Genomic DNA, 24,939 nt, shown 5'->3' on the forward strand with positions numbered 1-24,939 from the left:
CTTACTTTCAGAGAGGAAAATCGTTTGCTGAGAGATTTTCTACGTTAAGACAATGGAAGGTCGCCTGAAGAGCTGCTTCTATGAATGTCAGTAGTAGAAGCCGGTTAAAAGCCGTTATAATCGTCGAGAGTTCAGGAGGTTTCTTACTCCTGAGAAAAAAGGTGGTACCGCGAATGGAATCCTTCGTCCTTTTCACAGGACGGGGGATTTTTTTATTTTTTTTTAGAACGATATAGGAGGAAATCACATGGAAACTCAAGATCAACAATTATCAATGCCGACAAAATATGATCCGAATGCCATTGAACAGGGCCGGTACAAATGGTGGCTTGAAGGGAAATTCTTCGAAGCGACAAACGATAAGGAAAAGGAACCGTACACTATCGTCATCCCGCCGCCGAACGTAACGGGGAAACTTCATCTTGGTCATGCCTGGGACACAGCGCTGCAGGACATCCTGACAAGAATGAAACGCATGCAAGGGTACGACGTACTATGGCTGCCTGGTATGGACCATGCTGGAATTGCCACTCAGGCGAAAGTAGATGAAAAACTCCGCAGCCAGGGGATTTCACGCTATGATCTCGGTCGTGAGAAATTCGTGGAAGAAACGTGGAAATGGAAAGAAGAATATGCCGAGCACATCCGCCAGCAGTGGGCGAAAGTCGGACTGGGACTGGATTACAGCCGTGAGCGCTTCACACTTGATGAAGGCCTGTCCGATGCCGTTCAGAAAGTATTCATCGATCTTTATAATAAAGGCTTAATCTACCGCGGGGAATATATCATCAACTGGGATCCTGCGACGAAGACGGCACTATCCGATATCGAGGTTATTCATAAAGATGTACAGGGTGCATTTTATCATATGAGATATCCACTTGCTGATGGAAGCGGCCACATTGAAATCGCGACAACCCGTCCGGAAACGATGTTAGGAGATACAGCGGTTGCGGTACATCCGGAAGACGACCGATACAAGCACCTGATCGGGAAGAAAGTCATCCTCCCAATCGTAGGGCGTGAGATCCCGATCGTCGGTGATGATTATGTGGATATGGAATTCGGTTCCGGCGCGGTGAAAATCACACCTGCCCATGACCCGAATGACTTTGAAATCGGTAACCGTCATAATCTTGAACGCATCCTGGTGATGAATGAAGATGGTACGATGAACGAAATGGCTGATAAATATAACGGTATGGACCGTTTTGACTGCCGTAAGCAAATTGTGAAGGACCTTCAGGACTCCGGTGTATTATTCAAGATTGAAGAGCATATGCATTCGGTTGGGCATTCGGAGCGAAGCGGGGCAGTGGTTGAACCTTATCTTTCAACCCAATGGTTCGTTAAGATGGATCCATTAGCTGAAGAAGCAGTTAAACTTCAAGAAAGTGAAAAGAAGATTAACTTTGTACCTGACCGATTTGAAACTTCTTACTTACGCTGGATGGAAAACACACGTGACTGGTGTATTTCACGTCAATTATGGTGGGGGCACAGAATCCCGGCATGGTACCACAATGAAACTGGAGAAATATACGTAGGAAAAGATGCTCCAAAAGACATTGAAAACTGGACACAGGAAGAAGACGTACTAGATACTTGGTTTAGTTCAGCACTATGGCCATTCTCAACAATGGGCTGGCCGGATGTGAATGCAGAGGACTTTAAGCGTTACTACCCAACCAATACGCTTGTGACAGGGTACGATATTATCGGATTCTGGGTATCACGAATGATATTCCAAGGCTTGGAGTTTACTGGTGAAAGACCATTTAAAGACGTACTCATTCATGGGTTAGTGCGTGATGCCGATGGCCGTAAGATGAGTAAATCATTAGGAAACGGTGTAGACCCGATGGATGTCATCGAAAAATACGGTTCCGATTCCCTTCGTTACTTCCTGACAACTGGAAGCTCACCGGGACAGGATCTGCGCTTCTCATTTGAAAAGGTTGAGTCGGTTTGGAATTTTGCGAACAAGATCTGGAACGCATCCCGTTTTGCACTGATGAACATGGATGGCATGACATACGACGAAATCGATTTATCAGGTGAAAAGTCCGTAGCCGATAAATGGATCCTCACCCGATTAAATGAAACGATTGAAACGGTGACACGACTGGCAGATCGTTATGAATTCGGTGAAGTTGGACGCTTATTATACAACTTCATCTGGGATGATTTCTGTGACTGGTACATTGAAATGGCTAAACTGCCTCTATACGGTGAAGACGAAGCTGCGAAGAAGACGACCCGTTCAATTCTGGCTTATGTCCTCGACAACACCATGAGACTCCTGCACCCATTCATGCCGTTTATTACCGAGGAAATATGGCAGAACTTGCCGCATCAAGGCGAATCGATCACTGTAGCGGCTTGGCCGACGGTTGACGATAAGCTGACAGACAAAGCGGCTGCAGAAGAGATGAAGCTCCTGGTTGATATCATCCGTGCCGTACGGAATGTTCGTGCCGAGGTGAACACGCCGATGAGTAAACAAATCAACCTGATGCTGAAAGCCAAAGACGCACATACCCTGAAGATCATGGAAAAGAATCAATCGTATATCGAGAAATTCTGTAATCCGGAAAAGCTTGAGATGGGTACGGATTTAGAAGCACCGGAAAAAGCGATGACGGCAGTCGTGACAGGCGTTGATCTGTACCTTCCATTAGAAGGGCTGATCAATATCGAAGAAGAAATTGCGCGACTTCAAAAGGAACTGGAAAAATGGACGAAGGAAGTATCCCGTGTCCAAGGCAAGCTTAACAATGAAAAGTTTGTAAGCAAAGCCCCTCAGAAAGTAGTGGACGAGGAAAAAGAGAAAGAAAAAGATTATTTAGAGAAACAAGCGACTGTGAAAGCGAGAATCGAAGAGCTTAAATCGGTTTAATGTGTCTGAATAAATAGAAGGTAAGGAAGAGGGCTTTAGAATCGGGTCTGATAGATAGGGGGATCCCTCCTCAATCAGGCCTGATTGGGGCCCTTTTTCTAATGAAGCCTATGTGGGAGTGAAAAAATTGATGAATTATGAACAAGCTGTCGCATGGATCCACTCAAGACTCAGACTTGGGATCAAGCCGGGGTTGATGAGAATGAATTATCTGTTGGAGGAACTCGGGAACCCTCATCAAAAGCTGAAAACTGTCCATATTGGCGGTACGAATGGAAAAGGGTCCACCGTTACCTATTTGAGGAATGTGTTACAGGAATCAGGATATACAGTCGGAACGTTTACCTCTCCATACTTTGAACGTTTCAATGAACGGATCAGCATGAATGGAGATCCTGTCAGCGATGAGGATTTGACGCGTCTTGTCGAGAAGGTTAAGCCTATCGCGGAAAAGATGGAACAATTGGAGTGGGGTACTCCCTCTGAATTTGAAGTCATTACGGCCATGAGCTTTTATTATTTTGCCGAATTGGAACCCGTCGACCTGGTGCTCTATGAGGTTGGGCTCGGGGGAAGACTGGATTCGACGAATGTCATCATCCCCATGGTTTCCGTGATCACGAGCATCGGAATGGACCATATGCAGTTTCTTGGAAATAGATTGGAAGATATCGCATTTGAGAAAGCGGGAATCATTAAACACAATGTACCTGTCATTTCAGGGGTCCAACAGCCTGAAGCAAGGAACGTTATCAAAGAAAAAGCCCTTGAAAGGGAAAGTGATGTATTTCAACTTGAGCAGGATTTTACTGTCGAGCGTCTCGCCTTATTGGAAAAGGGGGAAAGATTCGAGTATAGGTCTCCCCTGCAATATGACATATTCGAACTTTCCATGATTGGAGCCCATCAAATCAATAATGCAGCCCTCGCCATCAAAGTCGTCGAGCTCCTTGTGAAAAACCAGGAGATGAAAATAGAAGCGGAGCACATCAAGAGAGGATTAAAGAAGGCATCATGGCCGGGGAGAATGGAGGCATTATCCGCTACACGTGAGATATACATTGATGGTGCCCATAATCCAGAAGGAGTGGATGCCCTCGTGAAGACGGTCAAGGAACGCTTCCTTCATAAAAAAGTGACCGTTCTTTTCTCGGCACTTCACGATAAAGAGTTAAGGCCGATGATCTCTCAATTGGAAGAAGCAGTGGATGACATCGGGTTTACGAGCTTTGATTTTCCGAGAGTGGCATCAGTTGAAGAACTGTACGAGGCTTCTTCACACCCAAATAAGGCAGAAGTCCATGATTGGAAAAAGTATCTTGAAGAGAAAATCGCCGTCATGGAAGAAGATGATGTCCTGCTCATAACCGGATCCTTATACTTTTTATCTGAAGTAAAACCATATTTACTTCCTTTATTGGAAAATTACAGAAAAAAGTAAGTGACTTTATTCAGATGCTTTGATAAAATATTCTTAAACTTGTGACTATTTAACTAGTATAGTATGATCAGACTATATTAAATTCATGGAAAACCTATGGGGGATAGATATGACGTTACCATTGAAGAAAAAGCTATACATATTGCTGGCATGGTTTGCGGTTGTACCGGCAGGTTTGTATTTTACATATCAATACTATCCCCCTGAAAATATTGCGGGTAATGAGCTTGAGTTTATTACATTAGTGGCATTTGCGACTTTTATCCCACTCATGCCCATCGTGATCAACGGTGCGACCATCTTCTTCATCCAGTGGGTGACACTCGTCGGTTTCATCAAGTATGGCCTATTTATTGAGATTGTACTTATGCAGTTCTCGATCATCCCCTTACTCATAAGGCTCCGGGTGACGAAGAACGACTGGCACAGGATCCCATTAAATTCGTTGATGTTCTTTTTGGTTTCATGCATCAGTGGTTTAATCTATTTTATGGTGGGAGGGGAAATCGCCGAAAGGGAACTCGGTCAGCTGATCTTACCGATCCTTTGTTACCAGATCGTATCCATTATGATCAATCAGGTCCTCCTCCTTCTCTATCATCATTATGTGGCTAACAATGACGTGCGTTTTTACAGTAAGGACTTTGTGTGGGATTTCACCGCCAATATGATCATGTTCCCTCTTTCACTCTCACTCTATTATTTGACATTTGAACTGGGGGCGTTTGCCTCGTTGCTGATTGGAGTCCCGTTCGTCAGTCTCTCCATCATCTTAAAGCTCTATAATTCATCCGAGAATATCAATGAATACCTTCAAAAAGCAGGGGAAATCGGGCATCAACTAACAGAGAGCCTAAAGGTCAAAGAAGTCCTGGATATTTTCATCGAGAAGATCATCGAGACGCTGCCCGTCGAATATGCGTATATACTCGACTGCCATGAAGAGGGGTTGGTGCTGCTTAGACGGTTTGAAAATGGAGAAATGAAATCGAATAATCTTCGTCCCCTCAAGAAAAACCAGGGGATCAGCGGAGTGGTCTGGGAAACGGGGAAGTCCGTCCTGTATACTTCCCGGTCGGAATGGACCGACATCGCCGAAGGCTATATGCCGGAGGATGTGGAAAGCGTACTATGTGTGCCCATCGTCAGAAGCCAGAAGGTGAGAGGGATCCTTCTTCTCGCTTCCTCTAAAAAGAAAGCGTATGAGAAATTCCAATTGATGATCGTCGATATCCTATGCTCCTATTTTGGGATTGCCATTGCCAATGCAAGGCACCATGAACGTACGAAACAGAACAGTGAACGATGCGCTCTTACAGGTCTCTACAATTACCGCTACTTCGAGGATCTGCTTTCCATGGAATATAGCCATCTCGAGGCAGGGAAGAGAAAGAATCTGTCCCTCATCATGCTGGATCTTGACCACTTCAAAGTGATCAATGATAACTACGGTCACCAGAGCGGTAACGAAATCCTCATACAACTGGCCGAACGCCTCCGTGCATTAATTTCCACTAAAGGAACCGTGGCAAGATACGGCGGAGAGGAATTTGTGATCCTCCTTCCCGACACGGAACGGGAAGAGGCACTCCGCATCGCAGAATACGTCAGGGGCACGATTGCCAATCAGCCGTTCACGCTCCATGACAGCCTGGACGAATCCAACAAACAGATGATGGTCAGGGTCACGGCGAGCATCGGCTTATCGACCGCACCCGAAGACGCAGACGATACCATGGCACTCATTCGTCATGCCGACCGCGCCCTGTATACGGGAGCGAAGCAGGCAGGGAGGAACCGGGTAGCGCAGTATGTGAAATAAGGAAAAGGATGTCTAAAGGAATCGTGGACATCCTTTTTTTAATGAATATACTATCATGTGAGTATTAAGTCCTATTAAAATAGTTTCAAGATTGATATAATACATGTATTATAGGATAGCCAAAATGAGGGATATTATGAGAATGCAACCAAAAATTCCATTACTATTCATCCTGTTTCTTACACTACTAATGAATTCGTCCATAACATATGCTAAAGGGAATGCTGATTTAAATGTGGATTTTAATGTAACACCGTCTCAAAGTGTGATCGTGAAACTGGCAGAAGGGAATGCAAAAGCGTCATTAGACTTCAATATTATTCCGGCAGGAGAAGTGAAGGAGGCAAAGCGTCCCCCTATTGATGTCGTCTTTATCTTTGATAAATCAGGCTCGATGAATAGCACGAAGGATAAAATGCAAAATGCAAAAGACGGACTGACCAGTGCCGTTCAATTCTTTGAAAAAAACAAGCAGGAGAATGACCGCTTTTCTCTCATTACCTTTTCATCCGAGATTGAAACAATCCTTCCCCTAAGCAATGACCTCGATGCTATTAAAACATCTATGTTCCATACAACGGCTTATGGTGGCACAAATTACACAGATCCTATGCGTGCTGCAAAACACATGCTGAGAGATTCCAAAAATGAAAAGTATATTGTTTTCCTGACTGACGGACAGCCCATGATTGCAACGGCCGTTGAAAAAGTAAAAAGAGAAGAATGTACAAGACCATTTTGGTTTATTTGTGGTGAAACAGATATTGTCGAGAGTGATCAACAAGTGATATATGACTTTCAAAACAGATATTATTATAATAGATGGCTTCATAAAATATATTCCCCGGATAGTAGTAAGTTGAGATCATTATACATTCCTTCCGCATTTTCGATGGATGGAACTTCTTTTCAATCGGGTTGGTACAATCCAGGAGATTTGGAAATAAACAGTCAACAAATGCAGGCTCTGATTAAACAAAAAGGCCTTGAAGTTTCCAAAGAATTATACAACTCCAACATCACCCTGCACACGCTCGGATACGGGGAAGGCAACCTTGATGACCGATACCTTCAAATACTGGCCGAGCAGACTTCCGGCAGCTTCATTAAAGCAGGTGAGGGAAGTGTCTCGGGTGCATTTGAAAAGCTGGCGAATAAGATAAACTCCGTTAAATTGGAAGGGGAAGCAGTCGTACCTTTGCCTGCAAACACAGTAGTTGACCGTAATCAATATAAAGTGGTCAATAATTCGGTATATTTACCGTTTTCTACCGTGTATGAAGTGGGCCAGGGAGCACCATCACCCATTACCCTATCATTACCGGTTGAATTTACGACAAAGGGCTCATACACATTTAATCATTTAAAAATACAATACAAAACAGCAGAAGAAACTTCATGGAGATATACCGAAAATAAATCGGTGACGATCCAGGTGAAGGATGATGCACCTGCATCCGTTACAGGTAAGCTTGAACTGAATAAGATCAATCAAGAATTGTTCAATTTAATTATTGAGCAAGGAAAAGATACCAACTCATTTACGGGTAAGTATCAGCTGGAATTCGGTGGCCTGGTAAATCCAAATGCCAAGGGGAACTTAAGTGATATCACCATCTACCAGCCGTTACCTGAAGGGGTGGAAGTGGAAGCTGGCAATAACCTTACAGTAGAAAATATGAATGGCCAACGAACCGCTGTCATGAGATTGACTCAAAGGGTGAATTTTGAGAACGGGAAATTTTCTCAACCCGCGCTTTCCGCCAATATGAAAATAAAGGCTATATGGGCCATCAATAATGTAAAGATGCCTCAGCCGAAGGTTTCTTACGTTGATTCGAGATATGGTACAGCAGTGGTCAGTAATTTGAACCCAGATCAAAGTGAATTAAGTGCAAAAGTAAGAACTCGGAAGTATCATAATCAAAAAGAATATGCTTATGACGGTTTTGCTAACGGAACATTAAAAAAGGTATTGATCTCAGGCGAGGGGGAAACGACTGTCTCTGTTCTAGAGCCGGGCGTGAGTAGCGGTCTCCCGAATAAAGCCGTAAAGGAATTAGTGGCTGATTCAACTCAATTAACGATCACATATAAAGATGGATCAACATCTGTATTATCATTTATCCCTGCTCTGACGGTAAAGGATGCCGTTACCAAAAAAGTATTGGATGACGGGTCTTCGATATCGAATCAAGCAGAATTTTATCTATCTACCGGAGTTCCCGGAAATGATGTGAAGTATCAATATCGAATTTTGAATGAGGATGAACCGATAGAAGAATGGAAAGACATCAACCTTCAGGAAATGAAAACTCTCGACATGTTCGGGAAGAATGAAGTCCAGGTGAAAGCAAGCGGAGGATTTGCTGTCGATGATTATATTATTAGGAAAACCGTCTGGATCGAAGGGGACGATTTAATACGTGTTCCTTCCCTAATCGAATTATATGTCGGTGAAACGAAGTCATTCGCTATCGATATATTTCCTTTTGGGAAACCAAATAATAATTATAATGTCCAGGTGACTGAAGGAAATGATGGGGTCATCAACTCTGAATATACTCAAGTCCGTTCTATCAAGGAAAATAGAATGACAGGTTTATCCCCTGGTGAGGATACCGTTGTAGTAGAAACGAAAAATGGAAAGTTCAAAAAGAATATCCGTGTAATTGTGAAGTCTAAGTTCGTAGATCTTGAAAGTATGGATTTCACCAAATCGAAATACACACTGCTCCTAGAGGGGAATGATTTCGACATTTACTCAAACTTGATCTTTAATCCTCATGATGCCACCAATAAAAATATTAAGACTGTCACCGATACAGGGAATGGGATAGTAGAGATAACGAGGGAAAATGACGTATGGAAAATAACCCCGAAGAGTAAAGGTGTGACAACCATCACTGTAACATCCGATGAAGACCCGGATATTAAAGCCATGGCCATTTTTGAGGTGGTTTCAGAAGAAGGTGGAAATCCGGGTACAGATAATGGAAGCATTGATGGCAGGTGGTAAAATGAAAAGCGAAGCTATGAGCAATCATAGCTTCGCTTTTTTACTCCACAATTATTTCATCACTAATGAGGGAGAGGGCGTCTACCTTGGGAAGATCATCTAATTTGGAGAGCAGTACATCTTTATTATAATGAACGATGAATCGGGATAATTTCTTTTCCTGGTTAGAAAAAAGATCCCTTTGTATCGTATCCATGCTGTCAACATTCCCACGGACGGCGTTTACAGTCAGGTTTCCCTTCGAAAAGACGCCACCGTTCACATAAAAGAGGGAGCCGACGCCATATAATGTTGCGTCACTATCGGTGTATAAGAAAGCCTGAAGTGGTTTAATATTTTCTGATGCATCAGGCAGAAGGTCAGCCTCTCTCTTCTCTTCTTCATCCGTGTAATATTGGAATTCATTCATCCTTGTGACCAATAGTTCTCCTTTTGAAAGTAAAATCAATTGACCCCGTTGATTGGAATTACCGGGACTATTTTTACCGGTGATATTCAAATTCGAAATACTTGTCTTTCCTTTTGCGTAAATGACAGAATCAAATTTAATTTCATCGTTCTCGTCATCCGGATCATTGGCGTCACCCTGTATCGTTAGGTTACGTCCGGAGTAGATGTTCCCTTCAATAGAAGATGTAGAGTTTTGGGACTGGAATAAAACATCATCAAAACTGACTATGTTTTCTTTCAAAATCACTGGTGCATTGGCTTCGATCGATACCTTGCCGGCTGCAACAATATTTCGGATTGACATCTCCCCTGTTGCGTTCGAAATGGTTACATTTCCGGTAGAGATGATATTCCCAATATCCATTGTGGAATTTGCAAGGATGTTTACATCTCCTTGGACAATCAGATCCACGCCGGGATGTCGTAACCCTTTTACTGTGATACTTTGATCCGCTTTTACAGTCCCCTGTACATTTTCACTCAATATACCATTTACCAGAGGGGAGAAGAGAGGACTATTGGATAGATAGTTGGCAGTAATCGTATTCCTTATATTAGCCTTAGTCAACGCCTGATCAAGTGAAATCCCAAGAGCGTCCAATACTTTCCCAACCTCCTCCTCATATGTTTGATCAAAGGAGATGTCGGTAAATTGACTGTCCTGCAATATGTCTGGTATTGGGAGGTGCGGGTAAAACTGCCGGGTGTCCACCAGGGATTTCATATGGTCATAATTCACTTTGTTATAGCTGGTATACAAATCTCCGATGATGGATGGAAATGGTGCGCTCACTTTCTTATCATCTAGATTGGACAATTGATAGTTTGCATCTTCACTGATGCCGAGTGAATGAGCATATACATTTCCGACCAGATGGGGTGAACCGTTCAACTGCAGCTGTTCCCGGGAACCTAACGTATATTTCAGGAAGCTTGGAATTGGAGAAAGGATGATTCTCTTCCGGACGATTTTCTCAACTTTTCCTTCTTCGGAATCAGGATTTTTCGTATGGACGATAATCTCATATACCCTTGTAAGGTTCGTATCTATGAAATCCAATCCGAACGTGTGATATTGAAGGATATTGGCTCTCCCGCAATGAGCCCCAAGTAAATTCAAAGCTTGATTCCCGCTGACATCCACGATCGTAATGCATTTGATGGTATCAGAAGATTGATAGGATGGAATGATCTCTGTTTGAATGAAGTCCTTCACTTTCGTGTTAATATTTACAGGGGTTAATTGAGTGATCTCCAATTGCTTAGTGGGTTGTAATTGAAATACAAGCTTGGCAGAGATCTCTTCAACCGCTTTTAAGCCTTCATATGTAATATCGATATCTGTTTCCCTGACTTCTGTTCGTTTGGCTCCTCCTATCGTTGAACTCATGATGGCCATGCCGATCGTCACCATGACAAGGGAAGTGATCAAAACAGTCAGCAACGCATTTCCTCTTTGATTGGTTAACAAGCGATTCTCTCCCTCCTAGAATCCGAAGCGGCTCTCTAATTGAAGTGTTTTATTGAATTTTGGATGCCTCACCTTATATGTCATTTGAATCATCGCATCCGTGCACGGGTTGGACGTACAACTCGTCGTAATCGTGGATCCTGAAAAGTCGGATGAAGTAGCAAGTATCTCACCGTTAAAGCTCCATTGCTCTTTCCCGTCAATGTTTACCAGTTCCAACGTCTGTTCATCATGTAAAACGTCTTCATTTTTCACCTCATAGAAGGACTTTCCCGAGTAGGAAGACACATTTTTTTCAGTGTTATTCACGAATTTAATGCAGCCTGAGTGATCAGGGCTGCATTCTTCAATGCTGTCTAAGGGATACGAATATAAATGTTTCATCACCATAGAGGATACATAATCCGCATCTTCCCGAAGTTGAGCATCAATCGATACTTTTTCATAGACTTTATATCCAGTGATCAAGGCGCCATAAGTAACGGGCAAAAGAATGGCCGATATAGTAAGAGTGACCAATAACTCAATTAAGGTTATCCCTTTATTATCGAATATCTTCACTTTTAATTTTTCCATCGACCGACGTGCTATGTTCTCTATCATTCATATTCCACCTCACTTTGACTGTAATGGGAATATAGTAATCCATTTCTTCAGGAGTCGATACTTTCTCGGAAAAAATGGTAGCTTCATATTCTAACCCATTAATCTTAATATTTTTCTTTCCGGGACAGTTATTATTTATTTCGGATTCGGTAGATGAACTGGAGAACAGCTTATACTTCTCTTCACAAATGAGTAATGTGAGGTAATCAGCTTCTGAAGATTTGTCCCCGGTGTTCACATCATGAAAATAGTTTCTGACCTCGAGGAAGTTCTGTTTCTCCACGAACATGAGGACATTCCTGGCTACATTGACTCCTACCGTCTTTTTTTGATTAGCATTGGTATATGTACTGGATTGAAGAAAAAAGTTCATAAAGCTTAGTAAGACGATTCCCAGTATGGTAATGGAAACCAATAGCTCTATTAACGTGAAGCCTCTATTATTTTTTAATATTTTTATCTGTTTCAACCCAACACCTGCTTTCAATCTACCTAACTTTATTATACAATATCTAGTAGTCGAAACTTGTAAAAAATAGTCTAATTTATAAGAAATATATCATAGGGAGGAGCTGAATGTAAGTTGATTTACCTATTTTCATTAATGGCACTTATTCTGCTATTACCTATTTTATATTTCATTCCAATGGGGTTCTCCAATAAAGGGAAACTACTGATTGCCGGCGTATCATTTGGTCTGACGCTTTTGGGATTAGTCGCAACAACCCTATACCCGATGTGGGTAATTAGTTTGATGTTGCTGGCTTTGCTGACGATCCTTTCCTATATGATGGAACAGCGTTTTGGCAGGCAATTGTTAGTGGCAGCAGGACCTGATTCGGATGTGAATGAGGAGCAATGGCATGAGATGCATGAACATAAGGAATTTAAGGTTGATTTACATAATGACGAAGATGTGTCGAATGAAGTTTCTACAGTGAAAGATGAAGAAGAAATCGTTTCGGTTGAAGAACTCGTGGAAGAAATTGTATCAAAGGCTCCTAAAGAAGAGGAGACGGCGCACGGTGAAGAAGCAACCGCAACCTTGGAAGACATTAAGCCTTTACAGGAACATGATGAGATATTGCCTGGACATGTTGATACAGAAATAGCATCCACACAGATTCAGGAAGATGAGAGTGAGTGGTTTATCGAAAATGCAAACGAATTGAATGAAGTACCGGATGTTACTGAAGAAGACATAGGGTTGTTTGAGGGCGATTTGAGTGAAATCGAAAGTATGATCAATGAGTCGGATGAAACAGCAGTAGAGGAAACGGAAGAAACAGAGATATACATGGAAGAATTAGCTGAAATAATCGATGAGAGTAATGAAACAGTTGCTGAAGAATTAGCGGAACCTGTCATTGCAGGGGGAGAGGCTGACCTTGAGGGTTCAATAGATGAGGAAGAAGAGTCAATGGAGAGTCAGCCAGTAATAGATGAAGTCTTTATGGATGAACTTCCAAAGCGCACCAGAATCATGAGAGAAGTAATGAAGACCATGATTGAACAGATCACACTTTCCCGGAGTCTGTTAACCACTGACCAGATGGAAAATATGATAAAGCATTATTTACATCCAAGTCTACACGATCAAGATTACTATACATTTGCAAGAATATTAATGGATCATTACATTTCAACGGAGCAATATGAAGATTTGAATATGTTCATTAAAGGGATCGAAGAGAGATTCAGGGAGTACCCTTATATCACAATGGACTTGGATCAGACAAAGGAATATGCGTGGGAAATGACAAGAAACTAAATTGATGGAATAGGTGAGATGACATGAAGAAAAGTGCAGAAATGAAAGCTTTACCGATTATCAGTATTTACGATGGAAGTGAAATAGGGAGAGTGAAGTCCCTCGTTATAAATCCGGAGAAAGGCTCAGTCGACTTCTTGACCATTGAACATGAAGATTGGCAGGTGAGCGTGAAAGCGATCCCTTTTAAAAAGGTAGTCGGGATCGGGGAATATGCTGTGACCGTGGAAAACGAGAATGCAGTCATTGACTTGAATGAAATTCCTATCGCAAATCAGCTCGTGAACAAGAAGATTAAGATCAATGATACACGTGTCATGACCCGTAAAGGACAGATGATCGGTAATATCCAGGAATTCTATGTGGATGATGAAACAGGGGCCATCGTTTCATTGGAGTTACAGTCGAAGGACAATACTTATTTCCTTGCAACAGAACATGTGCTCACTTTCGGGAAAGATATCCTCATCGTAAATGAAGATGCTGTTGAATACTTTAAAGATTCATTCGATCAACTGAGCGATCCTGAACCTGTATTCGAAGAAGGGGTCGAAGCCTTACCTCAACAGCATGCTCTGGAAACAATCAAATCGAAACAGACTGAATTATTGGCTGGTAAAAGGGTGACGGAAGATATTTATAACTTAGAAGGGGATCTGTTGATTGCCAAAGGTTCCTCTTTATCGGAATCAGACATTAAAGCCGCTCAAGAAGCGGGACCTTCTGTATTTGTTGACTTAACGATGAATATTAAGTAGGAATTAGCAGGAAGGAGCGCCTGATGTGAAAAAAGGTCTGCCTGTAAAATTAATGACCGTTTTGTTCTTATCCACGTTTTTTCTGTATGGTTTTTCTCATTTAGGCGTTTATGCTTATGAATCGTTCTTTGTTCAGTCACTCAGTCTATCGAAACATGCAACTGTTGCATCTGTTAATCTCGGTGGAGCAAACAAAGAAGAAGCCGTGAAGATACTGGAAGGGAAAATAGTTAAGTGGAAAGGGAATCAAAACATCATACTTGAATTCAATGGGGAGAGTGCGAGGGTCGATTCAGCACTCTTTCAATTCCACTCGAAAGAAAGTATAGAAAAACTCGATGAAAATGAAAATACAAGTTTAATGGTTACCTTGGATAAGCAAGCGTTGGATTCATTCCTATTAGATCATTTCCCTGACTACAGCTCTGATGACATAAACCTGTCTTCTTTAAAGGAGTATGTCCTTTCTTTAGCGGGAAATCTCAACAAAGGCGAGACCATTGACGTATATGATTATGTCGATAGTAATGCATCGACACAGATTTTATTTGAAGCTGTATCCAATGAATTAAAAGTTACACCGACGATCAAGAGCTTCATAGAAAACTTTCCCTCCATTCTCATTGCACCCAATTCTCAGTTTTCTTTTTCTGACTTCCTGGAAACGGAAGGTTTTGTCGTTGAATCACAGGCTGACTTAAGTCCGGTTGCATCATTACTATATCAGATCACTTTGCATTCCAATTTTTCCATCATAGAACGAAATATCAGTAAAGAGCTTCCGGATTATGTGACCCTGGGCTTTGAAGCGAAATTCAATCCGATGAATAACCAGGACTTTGTCATCACAAATCCGAATTCAACGGAGTATGAGATTAAGCTTGCCATTCAAAATAATAGAATCAAGGCTAAGCTTCAGGGAATTCCCTTTCCAAACTCTTATAATGTCCGATTGTCTGAAAAGGAAACATTCTCTCCCCGTGTGATTAAACAATTTAGTCCCTTCGTTGAAAAAGGAAGCGTCGATGTTCAACAACAAGGGAAAGACGGGGTCTTGATTCGGGTCTACAAACAAAAACTGAGCACTTCAGGGGAAATCCTTTCAGAAGAATTGATCAATGAAGATTTTTATGCACCTCAGAATAAAGTTGCGATATATCCGTTGCAGGAAGAAAAGGAAGCACCTAGTGAAACATTTGACAATGTTTCGAATGGAACGGATGAGATAGACGGTGAAGTACCAACGCAGGATGAATTGAATGAGGAAGAAAAGGAAGCCCCCTCCTCGCAGAATGAAGAAGATAAGAAGAACACTTCTACTGAGCAGGAAAGTGAGGACTCTTCTGAACAAGATTCTTCAAAAACATCATCTGACGATAAATCTCCACAAAAGAAAAAAGATTTTAAATAAGGCAAAAAAAGCGGGTGATAAGGTGACCACCATTAGAAAAAGGCTCGGAGACCTTCTGGTAGATGCAGGAATCATATCCGAATCACAGTTGCAAGATACCCTGAAAGATAAGGCTAAGGGGCAGAAGTTAGGGGATGCACTCCTTCAAAGAGGATATATTACGGAACAGCAATTGATTGAAGTGTTGGAATTTCAACTGGGGATCCCGCATGTCAGCTTATATCGGTATCCCTTTGAAACGAACTTATTCCACCTGATCCCTAAAGAATCTGCGAAAAGGAACTTAATGATTCCACTAAAAAAAGAAGGGGATAAGCTTTTTGTCGCGATGAGTGACCCTTTGGATTTTTATGCTATAGAGGATCTCCGTCTGGCTACGGGCTTTCAGATTGAAACAGCGATTGCGACGAAGGATGATATCCTGAAGGTCATCAATAAATTCTACGACCTGGAAGACGGATTTGAAGATCTCTTTCAAGAAAATCGGAATCAAAATAACGTGGAAGAAGATACGGTGGTGGATTCCGATTCACCCATCGTTCGCTTAGTGAACGGGATCCTTTCGAATGCCGTTACCCAGAAAGCCAGTGACATACATATTGACCCGCAGGAAACGAAAGTGGCCATCCGTTACAGGGTGGACGGTATCTTAAGAACCGAAAGAAATCTTCCGAAGCATATGCAAAGCATGTTGATTGCACGCCTTAAAATCATGGCAAACCTCGACATAACCGAATTCAGAGTGCCTCAGGACGGTCGGATTAAGGTGAACATCGACTTTCATCCGATCGATCTGCGAGTATCGACATTACCAACGGTGTATGGTGAAAAGATTGTCCTTAGGATCCTGGATTTAGGTTCCAGCCTGAATGACTTGGCAAAACTGGGGTTCAACAAGGTGAATCAGCAGAGGTTCATGAAAATGATCCAGCAGCCGACAGGGATTGTCCTTATAACAGGACCAACGGGTTCAGGGAAGTCTTCTACTCTGTATGCAGCTTTGAATCACCTAAATAGTGAAGAAGTGAATATCATTACAATCGAAGATCCCGTTGAGTACCAGCTGGAAGGGATCAACCAGATCGGTGTGAACCAGAATGTCGGATTGACCTTTGCTAGGGGACTCCGGGCCATTTTACGTCAGGATCCCAACATCATTATGGTCGGGGAAATTCGTGACAGGGAGACGGTTGAAGTGTCCATCCGGGCTTCCTTGACCGGACACCTCGTCCTTAGTACCATCCATACCAATGACTCGATCAGTACAGTGACGAGACTACTGGATATGGGGGTCGAGCCGTTTTTAGTTGCCTCTTCATTGAGCGGAGTCGTGGCTCAACGCTTGATCAGGAAGGTGTGCCGTGACTGTAAGCAGGAAATGCCGGCTACGAAGCGGGAAGTAGAAATATTCGCCAAAAGAGGAATGAAGATTGAAACAATTACGAGGGGGAGAGGCTGCTCCTCTTGTAATATGACTGGATACAAAGGGCGGATCGCCATTCATGAAGTCCTTGTCATGAATGATGAAATGAAGAAGGTCATCCTGAACAATGAACCTTTTTCGAAGCTCAGGGAGCATGCTGTCCGAAATAAAACCATCTTCCTCGTCGATGACGGTTTACTGAAAGTAAAACAGGGATTGACCACGACCGAAGAAGTATTACGAGTAGCAATATCAGAGTAGGTGAATGAATTGAAAGAAAAAGTTGATTATCTTCTCAAGTCCGCTTACGAGCTGGGAGCGTCGGATATCCACCTGACCGTGGGTTCACCCCCTATCTTCCGCATTCATGGGGATTTGAAAAGATTCGGTAAAGAGAACCTGTTGCCCGATCATACAGAATTAATGGCAAAAGCCATCATAACAGAGACGATGTATCCTTCCTTTGAAGAAGTGGGAGAGCTGGACTTTTCCTATGGAATACCCGGTGTATCACGGTTCAGGGTGAATGCATTCAAACAACGATCATGTGTATCTTTGGCTATACGCGTCATCCCGACTTCCATCCCAACAATGGAAGAATTGTTTCTTCCACATGCATTAAAGAGCATTGCAGAAAAACCACAGGGACTGTTCCTCGTAACAGGACCAACGGGAAGCGGCAAGTCGACGACACTTGCATCCATCGTAGATTATATGAACCGGAAAATGAGGAAGCATATCATCACACTGGAAGACCCAATCGAGTACCTGCACAAACACGGTGCATCCATCATTGATCAGCGGGAAGTAGGGTTTGATACAAGATCATTTTCAAAAGGGCTGAGAAGTGCTCTGAGACAGGATCCGGATATCATTCTTGTGGGTGAAATGAGGGACCTGGAGACCATCCATACAGCCATCACGGCAGCGGAAACCGGTCACCTGGTACTTGCCACCCTTCATACTTCGAGTGCGCCTGCCACCATCGAGAGGATTGTAGACGTCTTCCCTCCTGAGCAGCAATCGCAAATTCGCGTTCAGTTGGCATCGGTCCTTGTCGGGATCCTTTCCCAAAGGCTGTTTGCCACAGTGGATAAAAAGGGGAGAAGGGCAGCAACAGAGCTCCTGATGAATAATGCGGCGATCGCCAATTTGATCCGTTCTGAAAAAGTCCATCAGATTCAAAATGTCATGCAGACGTCTAAAAATTCAGGCATGCATATCATGAGCGACAGTGTGATGAAACTGTATGAAAGTGGCATCATATCAAAGGAAATGGGGTTTCCTTATAGCAGAGAGGAGATTCCTCAATAGATGGGACGGTATAAGTACACAGGCAGGGACCAAAAAGGGAAGAAATCAGGAATCATCACGGCATCAACAAAGAAGGATGCGCTCCTTCAACTGAAGAAGCAGGAAGTAAGGGTCATAGACATCCTGGAGATGCCGGAAACGCTTATGACGAAAGACATTACGATAGGAAATCCTGTGAAGTTACAGCATCTTGTCATTTTTCTGAGACAGTTTGCCACCCTTCTTCAAGCTGGCGTCACGGTCGTCGATGCCACTCATATTCTATCCGAACAGACAGAGAGCAAGGCACTCGGTAAAGCCTTAAAGGAGATCGAGGATGAACTAAGGGACGGTAATCCTTTGTCTGAAGCCTTTTCCCGGCATAAGAAAATATTTGAGCCGCTTCTGATCAATATGATAAAGGCCGGGGAAGCGTCAGGCAGCCTGGATGAGACCCTTGAAGGACTCGCCACCCATTATGAAAAGCAGCATATCACCAGACAGAAAATCATTTCTGCCCTAGCGTATCCGATGGTTGTAGGGGTCATCGCCATTGGGGTAGTCATCTTCTTATTGGCGGCCGTTGTACCGACATTCGTGAATATGTTGAACGATTTCGGTGGCGAACTTCCTGCCATCACCCAGTTTGTCATCTCATCAAGTGAATTTATGCAAAAGTTCTGGTACATCATCATTTTGTTCTTTGTATTCATTGCGATTACCTTGGCCATGTTAAGAAAAGACAAACGCTCGAAATATTATCTCGACTACGCCATCCTCAGGTTGCCGATTTTCGGAAAGATGTTGCAGAAAGCGGTCCTTGCGAGAATGACGAGAACGTTAAGTTCCTTGTTTTCTAGCTCTGTCCCTATTTTACAGGCATTGGCCATCGTGGAAAAAGTGGTGGAGAACGAAGTGGTGGCCAGGGTGATCGGCGAATCACGGAGATCATTGGAGAAAGGGACATCCCTGACGGACCCCATGAAGCGGCATTGGGCTTTTCCACCACTGGTGACGCAGATGATTGCCATAGGGGAAGAGACGGGTTCCCTGGACTCGATGCTCGCAAAGGTTGCCGACTTCTATGAAAAGGAAGTGGAAAGCGCCACGGACCGTCTGAAGTCATTGATCGAGCCCCTCATGATTGTCATGCTGGCAGGTTTAGTCGGGACCATTGTGACATCCATTCTTGTCCCGATGTTCGAAATCTTCAACAGTGTTCAGAACTATTAGAAAATACCTATAATTTTACAAAAAATATGATTTTTTTGTCGATTGATTGTTGTATACTAGTACTAGATTACTAGTTTTTGCAAAAAGAACATTAAACAGGAGGAATTACCATGTTAAAGAAAATCGGTCAAAGATTGAAAAATGAGCGAGGGTTGACACTTATCGAATTACTTGCAGTTGTTGTTATTTTAGGGATCATCGCTGCGATTGCAATTCCTAGTATTGGTGGGTTGATTAATAATTCTCGTGCAGATGCGCATATTGCGAATGCTCATCAGATGGTGAGTGCTGCTCGATTAGCAGTCACTGCAAATGAAGTTGGTGCTGGAGATAATATTGATCTTGATACTTTAGTGGATAATGGTTATTTGGAGCCTGTGGAAGACCCTTCTGGTGATGAGTACGATGGGGATGCTTCAGATGGAACAGGTTCAATAGTTTCCATTGCCGAAGGTGCTAATGGAAACTTAACCTACACTGTAACTTTAACAGATGGAACAACAACATATATTAATAACTTAGATCCTGATGATGTAACAAGAGCACAAGTAAATATGTAATATGAATTATATAATTAGTTTTATCTACGGTCTCCTCCTAGGCTCCTTCTACAACGTAGTCGGCCTCCGGATTCCGCTCAAAAAATCAATCGTCAAACCGAGATCAGCCTGCCCGTACTGCCGGCACACGCTGACGACCAGGGAACTGATCCCGGTAGTCTCTTATATCATTCAAGTTGGAAAATGCGCTCAGTGTAAAGGGCGCATTTCTCCTCTTTATCCTTTAATGGAATTAACCACCGGACTATTTTTCCTACTTTCTTATACGATATTAGGCATGCAGCCGGAGCTGATTGTCGCTCTGACACTTGTTTCCCTGTTCATGATCATCACGGTCAGTGACCTGAAATATATGGTCATCCCTGATAAAGTGCTGTTGTTTTTTTCGGGACTGTTTATCATCGAACGCATCTTAATCCCGTTAAATCCCTGGTGGGACAGCATAGCGGGCGCACTCACAGGCTTTTGTCTGCTCCTCCTGATTGCCATCATCAGCAAGGGCGGGATGGGAGGCGGCGATATCAAACTGTTTGCTGTCATCGGCTTTGTCGTGGGAGTCAAGGTGATGTTGTTTTCCTTTTTCCTCGCTACGCTTTTTGGGGCGGTGGCCGGTATTAGCGGCCGGATTCTCGGTGTTTTCAAAAAAGGACAGCCCATCGCGTTCGGCCCGTATATCGTACTGGGAACACTCGCAGCATACTTCTATCATCAGCCAATCCTGGATTGGTATTTTTCTTTATATAGCTAAAAGGGGTCATTCATGATGTTATCTCGTCTCTTCAATAAGAATAAAAATAAAATCAATATCGTCATCAGTGATCAATGGATTCGGTTTGTCGAATTGAAATCTGTTTCTCCATTATATATTCAACAATTTGGAGAGAAGCGTATAGCAGACGGGATGATCTCCGATGGAAAAATCATCGAAAAAGAAGCGTTTCAAGCCTTTTTGGATGAGTGTGTCCTGGACTGGAATCTAAAAAAGCGGGAAGTTCAATTTATCGTTCCGAATACTCAGATGATCATCAGAAAGATGGCGATTTCTTCTGATATTGCGGAAGATGAGGTAAAGAGTCATTTGTTCCTTGAAATCGGGACGAGTATCCATCTCCCATTTGAGAATCCGGTTTTTGATGTAGTGGTGGTTGGAAATAAAGGGGACAAGAAAGAAATCATACTTGTGGCAGCACCGGAAGACATTGTCATGGAATACCAACAGATGCTGACTGACGCCCACCTGAAACCTGTTGTAGCGGATATTAGTCCACTTGCCTTCTACCGCTACATCCATGCATTGGATCTGACCCATAGTGAAAACCATGAAATGCTCCTCTATTTTAATCCGTCCAATGTGACCGTATCCATCTTTCATGATCATCAGCCCGTCTTTTTCAGGCCGATCAGTTTAGGGGAGGAACGGGAAGTAAAGGATGAGCGGAGTGATTACGATGAGTTTCATTCTCTTCAATTCGAAGACGTGATGAAGGAAATAGACAAAGTGATCAGCTTTTATCGATACACACTGACAAACGATGAAGCAATGATCAATAAGGTATACGTAGCCGGTGACCACCCCATGGTTGGGGACATCCACACCCTTTTGGCGGACCGGTTTGAGATTGACATCATCAAGGTACCTTCTATAGCACGGGACACCTACACCAATGAAAAACTATCGAGTGAGTTTCTGCTCTCCATTGGTTTAGGATTAAAAGAGGTGATATAGTGCTCGTCGATATCAATTTATTACCTCAAAATGAAAAACGGAGCCGCCAGTGGCTGTATGTGGTGATCGGTGTTCTGTCTGTCGGGATCACTGCTCTTATCATACTATTTATCCTTGCCGGGAATATCGGAAAAGACGTGGATGCCCTGACGGCGAAACTTCAAGAAACTAAACAGCAGAGGGCTGAAAAAGAACAAAGCATCTCTGACTTTGAATCCTCTGATGCGTGGGTTCAATTGGAGGAGGCAGTAAGCTGGGTAGAAAGCTACCCTATTGATACTGTACCGATTCTGGATCACCTGGTGGAACTGCTTCCGGAACGTGGGTTCTTAAAGGAGTTCACTTATGCTGAAGATGGGAGTATCCAACTCTCGATTCAATTCGATACAAGCAGTGAAGCAGCCTATTATCTAACTCATTTGAAAGATTCCAATTACATTCAGGATGCTAAGCTATCATCCCTTGCCACTGAAGCCGTCATGGAGAATGAACAAGCAGCTGTCAATACCGAACCCGTCCTGCCAAGGTACATCGGCCAATATGAAGTCATTTTAAATAGAGATAGCATCAAACAAAGCGAAGCAGAATCCGATGAGCAGGGGGGCGATTCGGAATGAATGTTCAATTCGATAAAAAAGAATGGTTTCTGATTGGAACATCCACCCTTTTAGTATTGTTTCTTATCTTTGGTGGTGTCTGGTTTTTCTACTTACCGGTGATGAATCAAAAAGAAAGTGTACAAAGTGAAATTCAAACGGAAACTCAATTGATAAAAGCGCTGGACTCCAAAATTGGCTCGATCAAACAGGATTCATTTGAAAACTCCAGTTCCCTTCAACAAAAAGTTCCGGTGAAACCACTGACGCAACAGCTGCTTATAGACCTTCAGAAGGCGGAAATCGTCTCTGACAGCTTTATTACAAGCATCGAGTTTACAGAAGGAGCGGTGGCGCTTCCTGTAACCGCTGAAACAACTGGGACGACCATTGAAGAATCAGCTGAAACCAATGCCGGTGAACCGTCAAACAGTCCCGACACACCAGCAGATGCCCTTCCACAAGGCCTGCAAAAGTTGACGGCCACCATGTCTGTTGAAGCCAAGAGTTATTTTGAAATAGAAAAGTTCATCAAGAAACTGGAAGAACTGCACCGCATCGTAGAGGTTGAACAGATTTCTTTCAGCGGACCACCTGAGATGCAGCAATATCAAGATGAAGTTGAGAACATCCAATTAAATATTGTGGTATCCGCATTTTATTTACCTGGTTTAGTAGAACTTGAGAAGGAATTGCCGAAGCTCGATGCTCCTCTTCCATCAAACAAAAAGAATCCTTTTCAGCAGTTCCCAGAACAAAAGTCAGAAGTACAAGATACTAATGTAAGGTCTGATGAATGATGACTGAAAATGAAAGAGGATACACCCTTGTCGAATTACTGGCCGTGATTGTCATACTGGGAATCATCGCCGTCATCGCCATCCTGGCGGTAAATACGATCATCGAAAAGTCGAAACAGCAGGCATTTGTTGCGAATGCCCTTGCCATTAAAAGCTCTGCTGAGTATTATGCAAAAGACGCCATGCTTCAGGAACGGCAAATCAATAAGGTAACCTATAAAGAATTGGTAGAAGCCAATCTGATCGAACCGATCCTCGATCCCCACTCTAAAACAGTCCTGACACCTGATGATGACTCATATGTTCTGGCAGATGGTGAAATTGTGCTATCTATTTGTTTAATGGGGGACGAGTACAATCTTTGTACAAATGATAGTGGAGAGCGGGAAGAAATTCCGTTTTCTACTCTCTCGATTCAATCCCTGAAGAAAAACTAAAAAATTTGACGAAAACCTCTTAGGACAAGACGACAAAAGTCTTGTTCTTTTTTTTATGGGATGTGATAGCATGGAAAAAAATAGATGAAGGAGGGTGGAGATGATGGGCGATCGTGGGAAAAACGACAAAAAGATTTCTATTAAAATCAATGGGAAAAAAACGAAGTTCGATGAAGATCTTCTTGTGTACGATTGGAAGTTGGGGGAATCGGAAACAGCTGCCGGGGAAGAGGCGAAGGATGACGGGTTCGATTGGATCCTTCCCGATGAAAAAGCCGAGCCTCCCCAGGAATATAAAAAGATCCATTATGTGTCTGGAAGTAAGAAAAAGAAAAAAAAGTTTATTAACCCGTTTCAGGATTCGGTCAACCTGGTGATGTCCTTGATCGGGGCGATCGTTGTGGGGGCGGTCCTTGGTTTCGGGACCCTTAAGGTGATCACGACGACGGATGGACCGGCTAAACCTGCGACTTTGTTGCAGGATAACACCTCAACAGGGAAAACGGAAGATCAGCAGGCGGTTTCTGCCGTCGAATTAAAGGATTTTTCTACCTCAATCCTACAGGGTGGTGTGTTTTCGACAGAGGAAGCGATGAAGGCCATGAAGGATAGTTTAGGGGCAAAAGGTCTTCCTGCTGCATCTGTGGAAAAAGACGGCCAGTTCTTTTTATTGCTCGGAGTTTCTGGAGACTTGGAAACGGCCAAAAGCCTTGGCGGGAAACTTAAGGATCAAGGGGTGGACGTCTACGCGAAGGATTTTGTGATGGGATCCAAAGGGGTCAATGCCTCAAAAGAAGAGAAAACATTCCTTGAAAAAGGAAATGCCCTCTATACTGCAATCGCACAGGTTAGCAGCAGTGGAATGATCGGGGGGACTGCGGATGAGGCAACGATCAAAACGATTCAATCCGGAGTGAAGGAATTGGAAGGAATCAAGGTCGGTCAGGATTCCATCGCCTCCATGAAGAAATCATTGATGGATGCAGGGAATCTCGCAGCTGCGATGAAATCCCCAGAAGATGCACAAAAAGTTCAAAAGGATTTATTATCTTATCTTCAACTCTATAGCGGGTTATAATTTCGACTGAATTAGACTATTTTCTAGGAAATAATGGTTTGTGAGCTGCCTTGTAACGCGGGATTCTCCCTTTCTCGCGCTACGGGGCAGCTCTATTTTCACTTGTTTACTATGGTGGGATTTGGTAGTATAAGTTTGTATCTCC

20 protein-coding genes and 1 other annotated feature (1 of these 21 running past the window's edge) are annotated in these 24,939 nt (G+C 43.0%); of the genes, 17 read left to right on the forward strand and 3 right to left on the reverse strand.

Annotation, left to right across the window (positions count from 1 at the left end; genetic code table 11):
* Nucleotides 1-194: a binding site (T-box leader), on the forward strand (it extends 33 nt beyond the left edge of the window).
* A 53-nt stretch (nt 195-247) separates the two neighbouring features.
* From ACSQ2E_RS07540 to ACSQ2E_RS07555, 4 genes are all read left to right on the forward strand, one after another.
* The gene (locus tag ACSQ2E_RS07540) at nt 248-2,899 is read left to right on the forward strand and encodes a valine--tRNA ligase (RefSeq protein ID WP_435989978.1); all 2,652 of its coding nucleotides are present in this window, start codon (nt 248-250) and stop codon (nt 2,897-2,899) included.
* Between the two features lie 130 nt (nt 2,900-3,029).
* Entirely contained in the window at nt 3,030-4,340 is a 1,311-nt protein-coding gene (locus ACSQ2E_RS07545; RefSeq protein ID WP_435989979.1) for a bifunctional folylpolyglutamate synthase/dihydrofolate synthase, read from the forward strand.
* A 109-nt stretch (nt 4,341-4,449) separates the two neighbouring features.
* Nucleotides 4,450-6,162, forward strand: a complete 1,713-nt coding sequence (locus ACSQ2E_RS07550; RefSeq protein ID WP_435989980.1) for a sensor domain-containing diguanylate cyclase — start codon at nt 4,450-4,452, stop codon at nt 6,160-6,162.
* Nucleotides 6,163-6,298: 136 nt separating this feature from the next.
* The gene (locus ACSQ2E_RS07555) at nt 6,299-9,181 is read left to right on the forward strand and encodes a vWA domain-containing protein (protein ID WP_435989981.1); all 2,883 of its coding nucleotides are present in this window, start codon (nt 6,299-6,301) and stop codon (nt 9,179-9,181) included.
* 40 nt (nt 9,182-9,221) lie between these two features.
* Here ACSQ2E_RS07555 and ACSQ2E_RS07560 read toward each other — a convergent pair whose 3' ends face one another.
* The 3 genes from ACSQ2E_RS07560 to ACSQ2E_RS07570 are packed head-to-tail and all read right to left on the reverse strand — an operon-like array spanning nt 9,222 to nt 12,177.
* Nucleotides 9,222-11,102 carry a polymer-forming cytoskeletal protein gene (locus ACSQ2E_RS07560; RefSeq protein WP_435989982.1) on the reverse strand — a complete coding sequence of 627 codons (1,881 nt, stop codon included), beginning with the start codon at nt 11,100-11,102 and terminating at the stop codon, nt 9,222-9,224.
* A gap of 15 nt (nt 11,103-11,117) precedes the next feature.
* Nucleotides 11,118-11,705, reverse strand: coding sequence for a PilW family protein (locus tag ACSQ2E_RS07565; RefSeq protein WP_435989983.1), 588 nt, complete (start codon nt 11,703-11,705; stop codon nt 11,118-11,120).
* The gene (locus tag ACSQ2E_RS07570) at nt 11,647-12,177 is read right to left on the reverse strand and encodes a type IV pilus modification PilV family protein (RefSeq protein WP_435989984.1); all 531 of its coding nucleotides are present in this window, start codon (nt 12,175-12,177) and stop codon (nt 11,647-11,649) included. Before ACSQ2E_RS07570 ends, ACSQ2E_RS07565 begins: the two co-directional genes overlap by 59 nt.
* A gap of 114 nt (nt 12,178-12,291) precedes the next feature.
* Here ACSQ2E_RS07570 and ACSQ2E_RS07575 point away from each other — a divergent pair, with 114 nt between their 5' ends.
* The 13 genes from ACSQ2E_RS07575 (at nt 12,292) to ACSQ2E_RS07635 (ending at nt 24,794) form a co-directional block, all read left to right on the forward strand.
* Nucleotides 12,292-13,479, forward strand: a complete 1,188-nt coding sequence (locus ACSQ2E_RS07575) for a hypothetical protein (RefSeq protein ID WP_435989985.1) — start codon at nt 12,292-12,294, stop codon at nt 13,477-13,479.
* A gap of 23 nt (nt 13,480-13,502) precedes the next feature.
* Nucleotides 13,503-14,237, forward strand: coding sequence for a PRC-barrel domain-containing protein (locus tag ACSQ2E_RS07580; protein ID WP_435989986.1), 735 nt, complete (start codon nt 13,503-13,505; stop codon nt 14,235-14,237).
* A gap of 25 nt (nt 14,238-14,262) precedes the next feature.
* Entirely contained in the window at nt 14,263-15,648 is a 1,386-nt protein-coding gene (locus ACSQ2E_RS07585) for a VanW family protein (RefSeq protein WP_435989987.1), read from the forward strand.
* Nucleotides 15,649-15,670: 22 nt separating this feature from the next.
* The gene (locus ACSQ2E_RS07590) at nt 15,671-17,332 is read left to right on the forward strand and encodes a GspE/PulE family protein (RefSeq protein WP_435989988.1); all 1,662 of its coding nucleotides are present in this window, start codon (nt 15,671-15,673) and stop codon (nt 17,330-17,332) included.
* Between the two features lie 9 nt (nt 17,333-17,341).
* On the forward strand, nt 17,342-18,385 hold the full coding sequence (locus ACSQ2E_RS07595; RefSeq protein WP_435989989.1) for a type IV pilus twitching motility protein PilT: 1,044 nt from the start codon (nt 17,342-17,344) through the stop codon (nt 18,383-18,385).
* Nucleotides 18,386-19,597: a type II secretion system F family protein gene (locus ACSQ2E_RS07600; RefSeq protein WP_435989990.1), complete on the forward strand. Its 1,212-nt coding sequence runs from the start codon at nt 18,386-18,388 to the stop codon at nt 19,595-19,597. It begins immediately after the preceding gene.
* 110 nt (nt 19,598-19,707) lie between these two features.
* Complete coding sequence (locus tag ACSQ2E_RS07605; protein WP_435989991.1) at nt 19,708-20,157, forward strand: prepilin-type N-terminal cleavage/methylation domain-containing protein; 450 nt, start codon at nt 19,708-19,710, stop codon at nt 20,155-20,157.
* Between the two features lies 1 nt (nt 20,158).
* Nucleotides 20,159-20,905, forward strand: coding sequence for a prepilin peptidase (locus tag ACSQ2E_RS07610; RefSeq protein WP_435989992.1), 747 nt, complete (start codon nt 20,159-20,161; stop codon nt 20,903-20,905).
* Nucleotides 20,906-20,917: 12 nt separating this feature from the next.
* Complete coding sequence (gene pilM / locus ACSQ2E_RS07615; RefSeq protein WP_435989993.1) at nt 20,918-21,883, forward strand: type IV pilus biogenesis protein PilM; 966 nt, start codon at nt 20,918-20,920, stop codon at nt 21,881-21,883.
* Complete coding sequence (locus tag ACSQ2E_RS07620) at nt 21,883-22,500, forward strand: PilN domain-containing protein (protein ID WP_435989994.1); 618 nt, start codon at nt 21,883-21,885, stop codon at nt 22,498-22,500. The genes pilM and ACSQ2E_RS07620 overlap by 1 nt, the downstream gene beginning before the upstream one ends.
* Nucleotides 22,497-23,279 (forward strand): hypothetical protein, encoded by a 783-nt coding sequence (locus tag ACSQ2E_RS07625; protein WP_435989995.1) that lies wholly within the window; start codon nt 22,497-22,499, stop codon nt 23,277-23,279. Before ACSQ2E_RS07620 ends, ACSQ2E_RS07625 begins: the two co-directional genes overlap by 4 nt.
* Nucleotides 23,276-23,716 carry a type II secretion system protein gene (locus ACSQ2E_RS07630; protein ID WP_435989996.1) on the forward strand — a complete coding sequence of 147 codons (441 nt, stop codon included), beginning with the start codon at nt 23,276-23,278 and terminating at the stop codon, nt 23,714-23,716. Before ACSQ2E_RS07625 ends, ACSQ2E_RS07630 begins: the two co-directional genes overlap by 4 nt.
* A gap of 100 nt (nt 23,717-23,816) precedes the next feature.
* Entirely contained in the window at nt 23,817-24,794 is a 978-nt protein-coding gene (locus tag ACSQ2E_RS07635; protein ID WP_435989997.1) for a hypothetical protein, read from the forward strand.
* Nucleotides 24,795-24,939 lie beyond the last annotated feature (145 nt).

The sequence above is a fragment of the Rossellomorea sp. LjRoot5 genome, from assembly GCF_964253455.1.
Lineage (GTDB): Bacteria > Bacillota > Bacilli > Bacillales > Bacillaceae_B > Rossellomorea.

What these genes read in the sequence shown, in the direction of transcription:
- ACSQ2E_RS07540 (WP_435989978.1), top strand. Translation starts at nt 248, where the DNA reads ATGGAAACTCAAGATCAACAATTATCAATGCCGACAAAATATGATCCG.
- ACSQ2E_RS07545 (WP_435989979.1), top strand. Translation starts at nt 3,030, where the DNA reads ATGAATTATGAACAAGCTGTCGCATGGATCCACTCAAGACTCAGACTT.
- ACSQ2E_RS07550 (WP_435989980.1), top strand. Translation starts at nt 4,450, where the DNA reads ATGACGTTACCATTGAAGAAAAAGCTATACATATTGCTGGCATGGTTT.
- ACSQ2E_RS07555 (WP_435989981.1), top strand. Translation starts at nt 6,299, where the DNA reads ATGAGAATGCAACCAAAAATTCCATTACTATTCATCCTGTTTCTTACA.
- ACSQ2E_RS07565 (WP_435989983.1), bottom strand. Translation starts at nt 11,705, where the DNA reads ATGATAGAGAACATAGCACGTCGGTCGATGGAAAAATTAAAAGTGAAG.
- ACSQ2E_RS07580 (WP_435989986.1), top strand. Translation starts at nt 13,503, where the DNA reads ATGAAGAAAAGTGCAGAAATGAAAGCTTTACCGATTATCAGTATTTAC.
- ACSQ2E_RS07600 (WP_435989990.1), top strand. Translation starts at nt 18,386, where the DNA reads ATGGGACGGTATAAGTACACAGGCAGGGACCAAAAAGGGAAGAAATCA.
- ACSQ2E_RS07605 (WP_435989991.1), top strand. Translation starts at nt 19,708, where the DNA reads ATGTTAAAGAAAATCGGTCAAAGATTGAAAAATGAGCGAGGGTTGACA.
- ACSQ2E_RS07610 (WP_435989992.1), top strand. Translation starts at nt 20,159, where the DNA reads ATGAATTATATAATTAGTTTTATCTACGGTCTCCTCCTAGGCTCCTTC.
- pilM (WP_435989993.1), top strand. Translation starts at nt 20,918, where the DNA reads ATGATGTTATCTCGTCTCTTCAATAAGAATAAAAATAAAATCAATATC.
- ACSQ2E_RS07625 (WP_435989995.1), top strand. Translation starts at nt 22,497, where the DNA reads ATGAATGTTCAATTCGATAAAAAAGAATGGTTTCTGATTGGAACATCC.
- ACSQ2E_RS07630 (WP_435989996.1), top strand. Translation starts at nt 23,276, where the DNA reads ATGATGACTGAAAATGAAAGAGGATACACCCTTGTCGAATTACTGGCC.
- ACSQ2E_RS07635 (WP_435989997.1), top strand. Translation starts at nt 23,817, where the DNA reads ATGATGGGCGATCGTGGGAAAAACGACAAAAAGATTTCTATTAAAATC.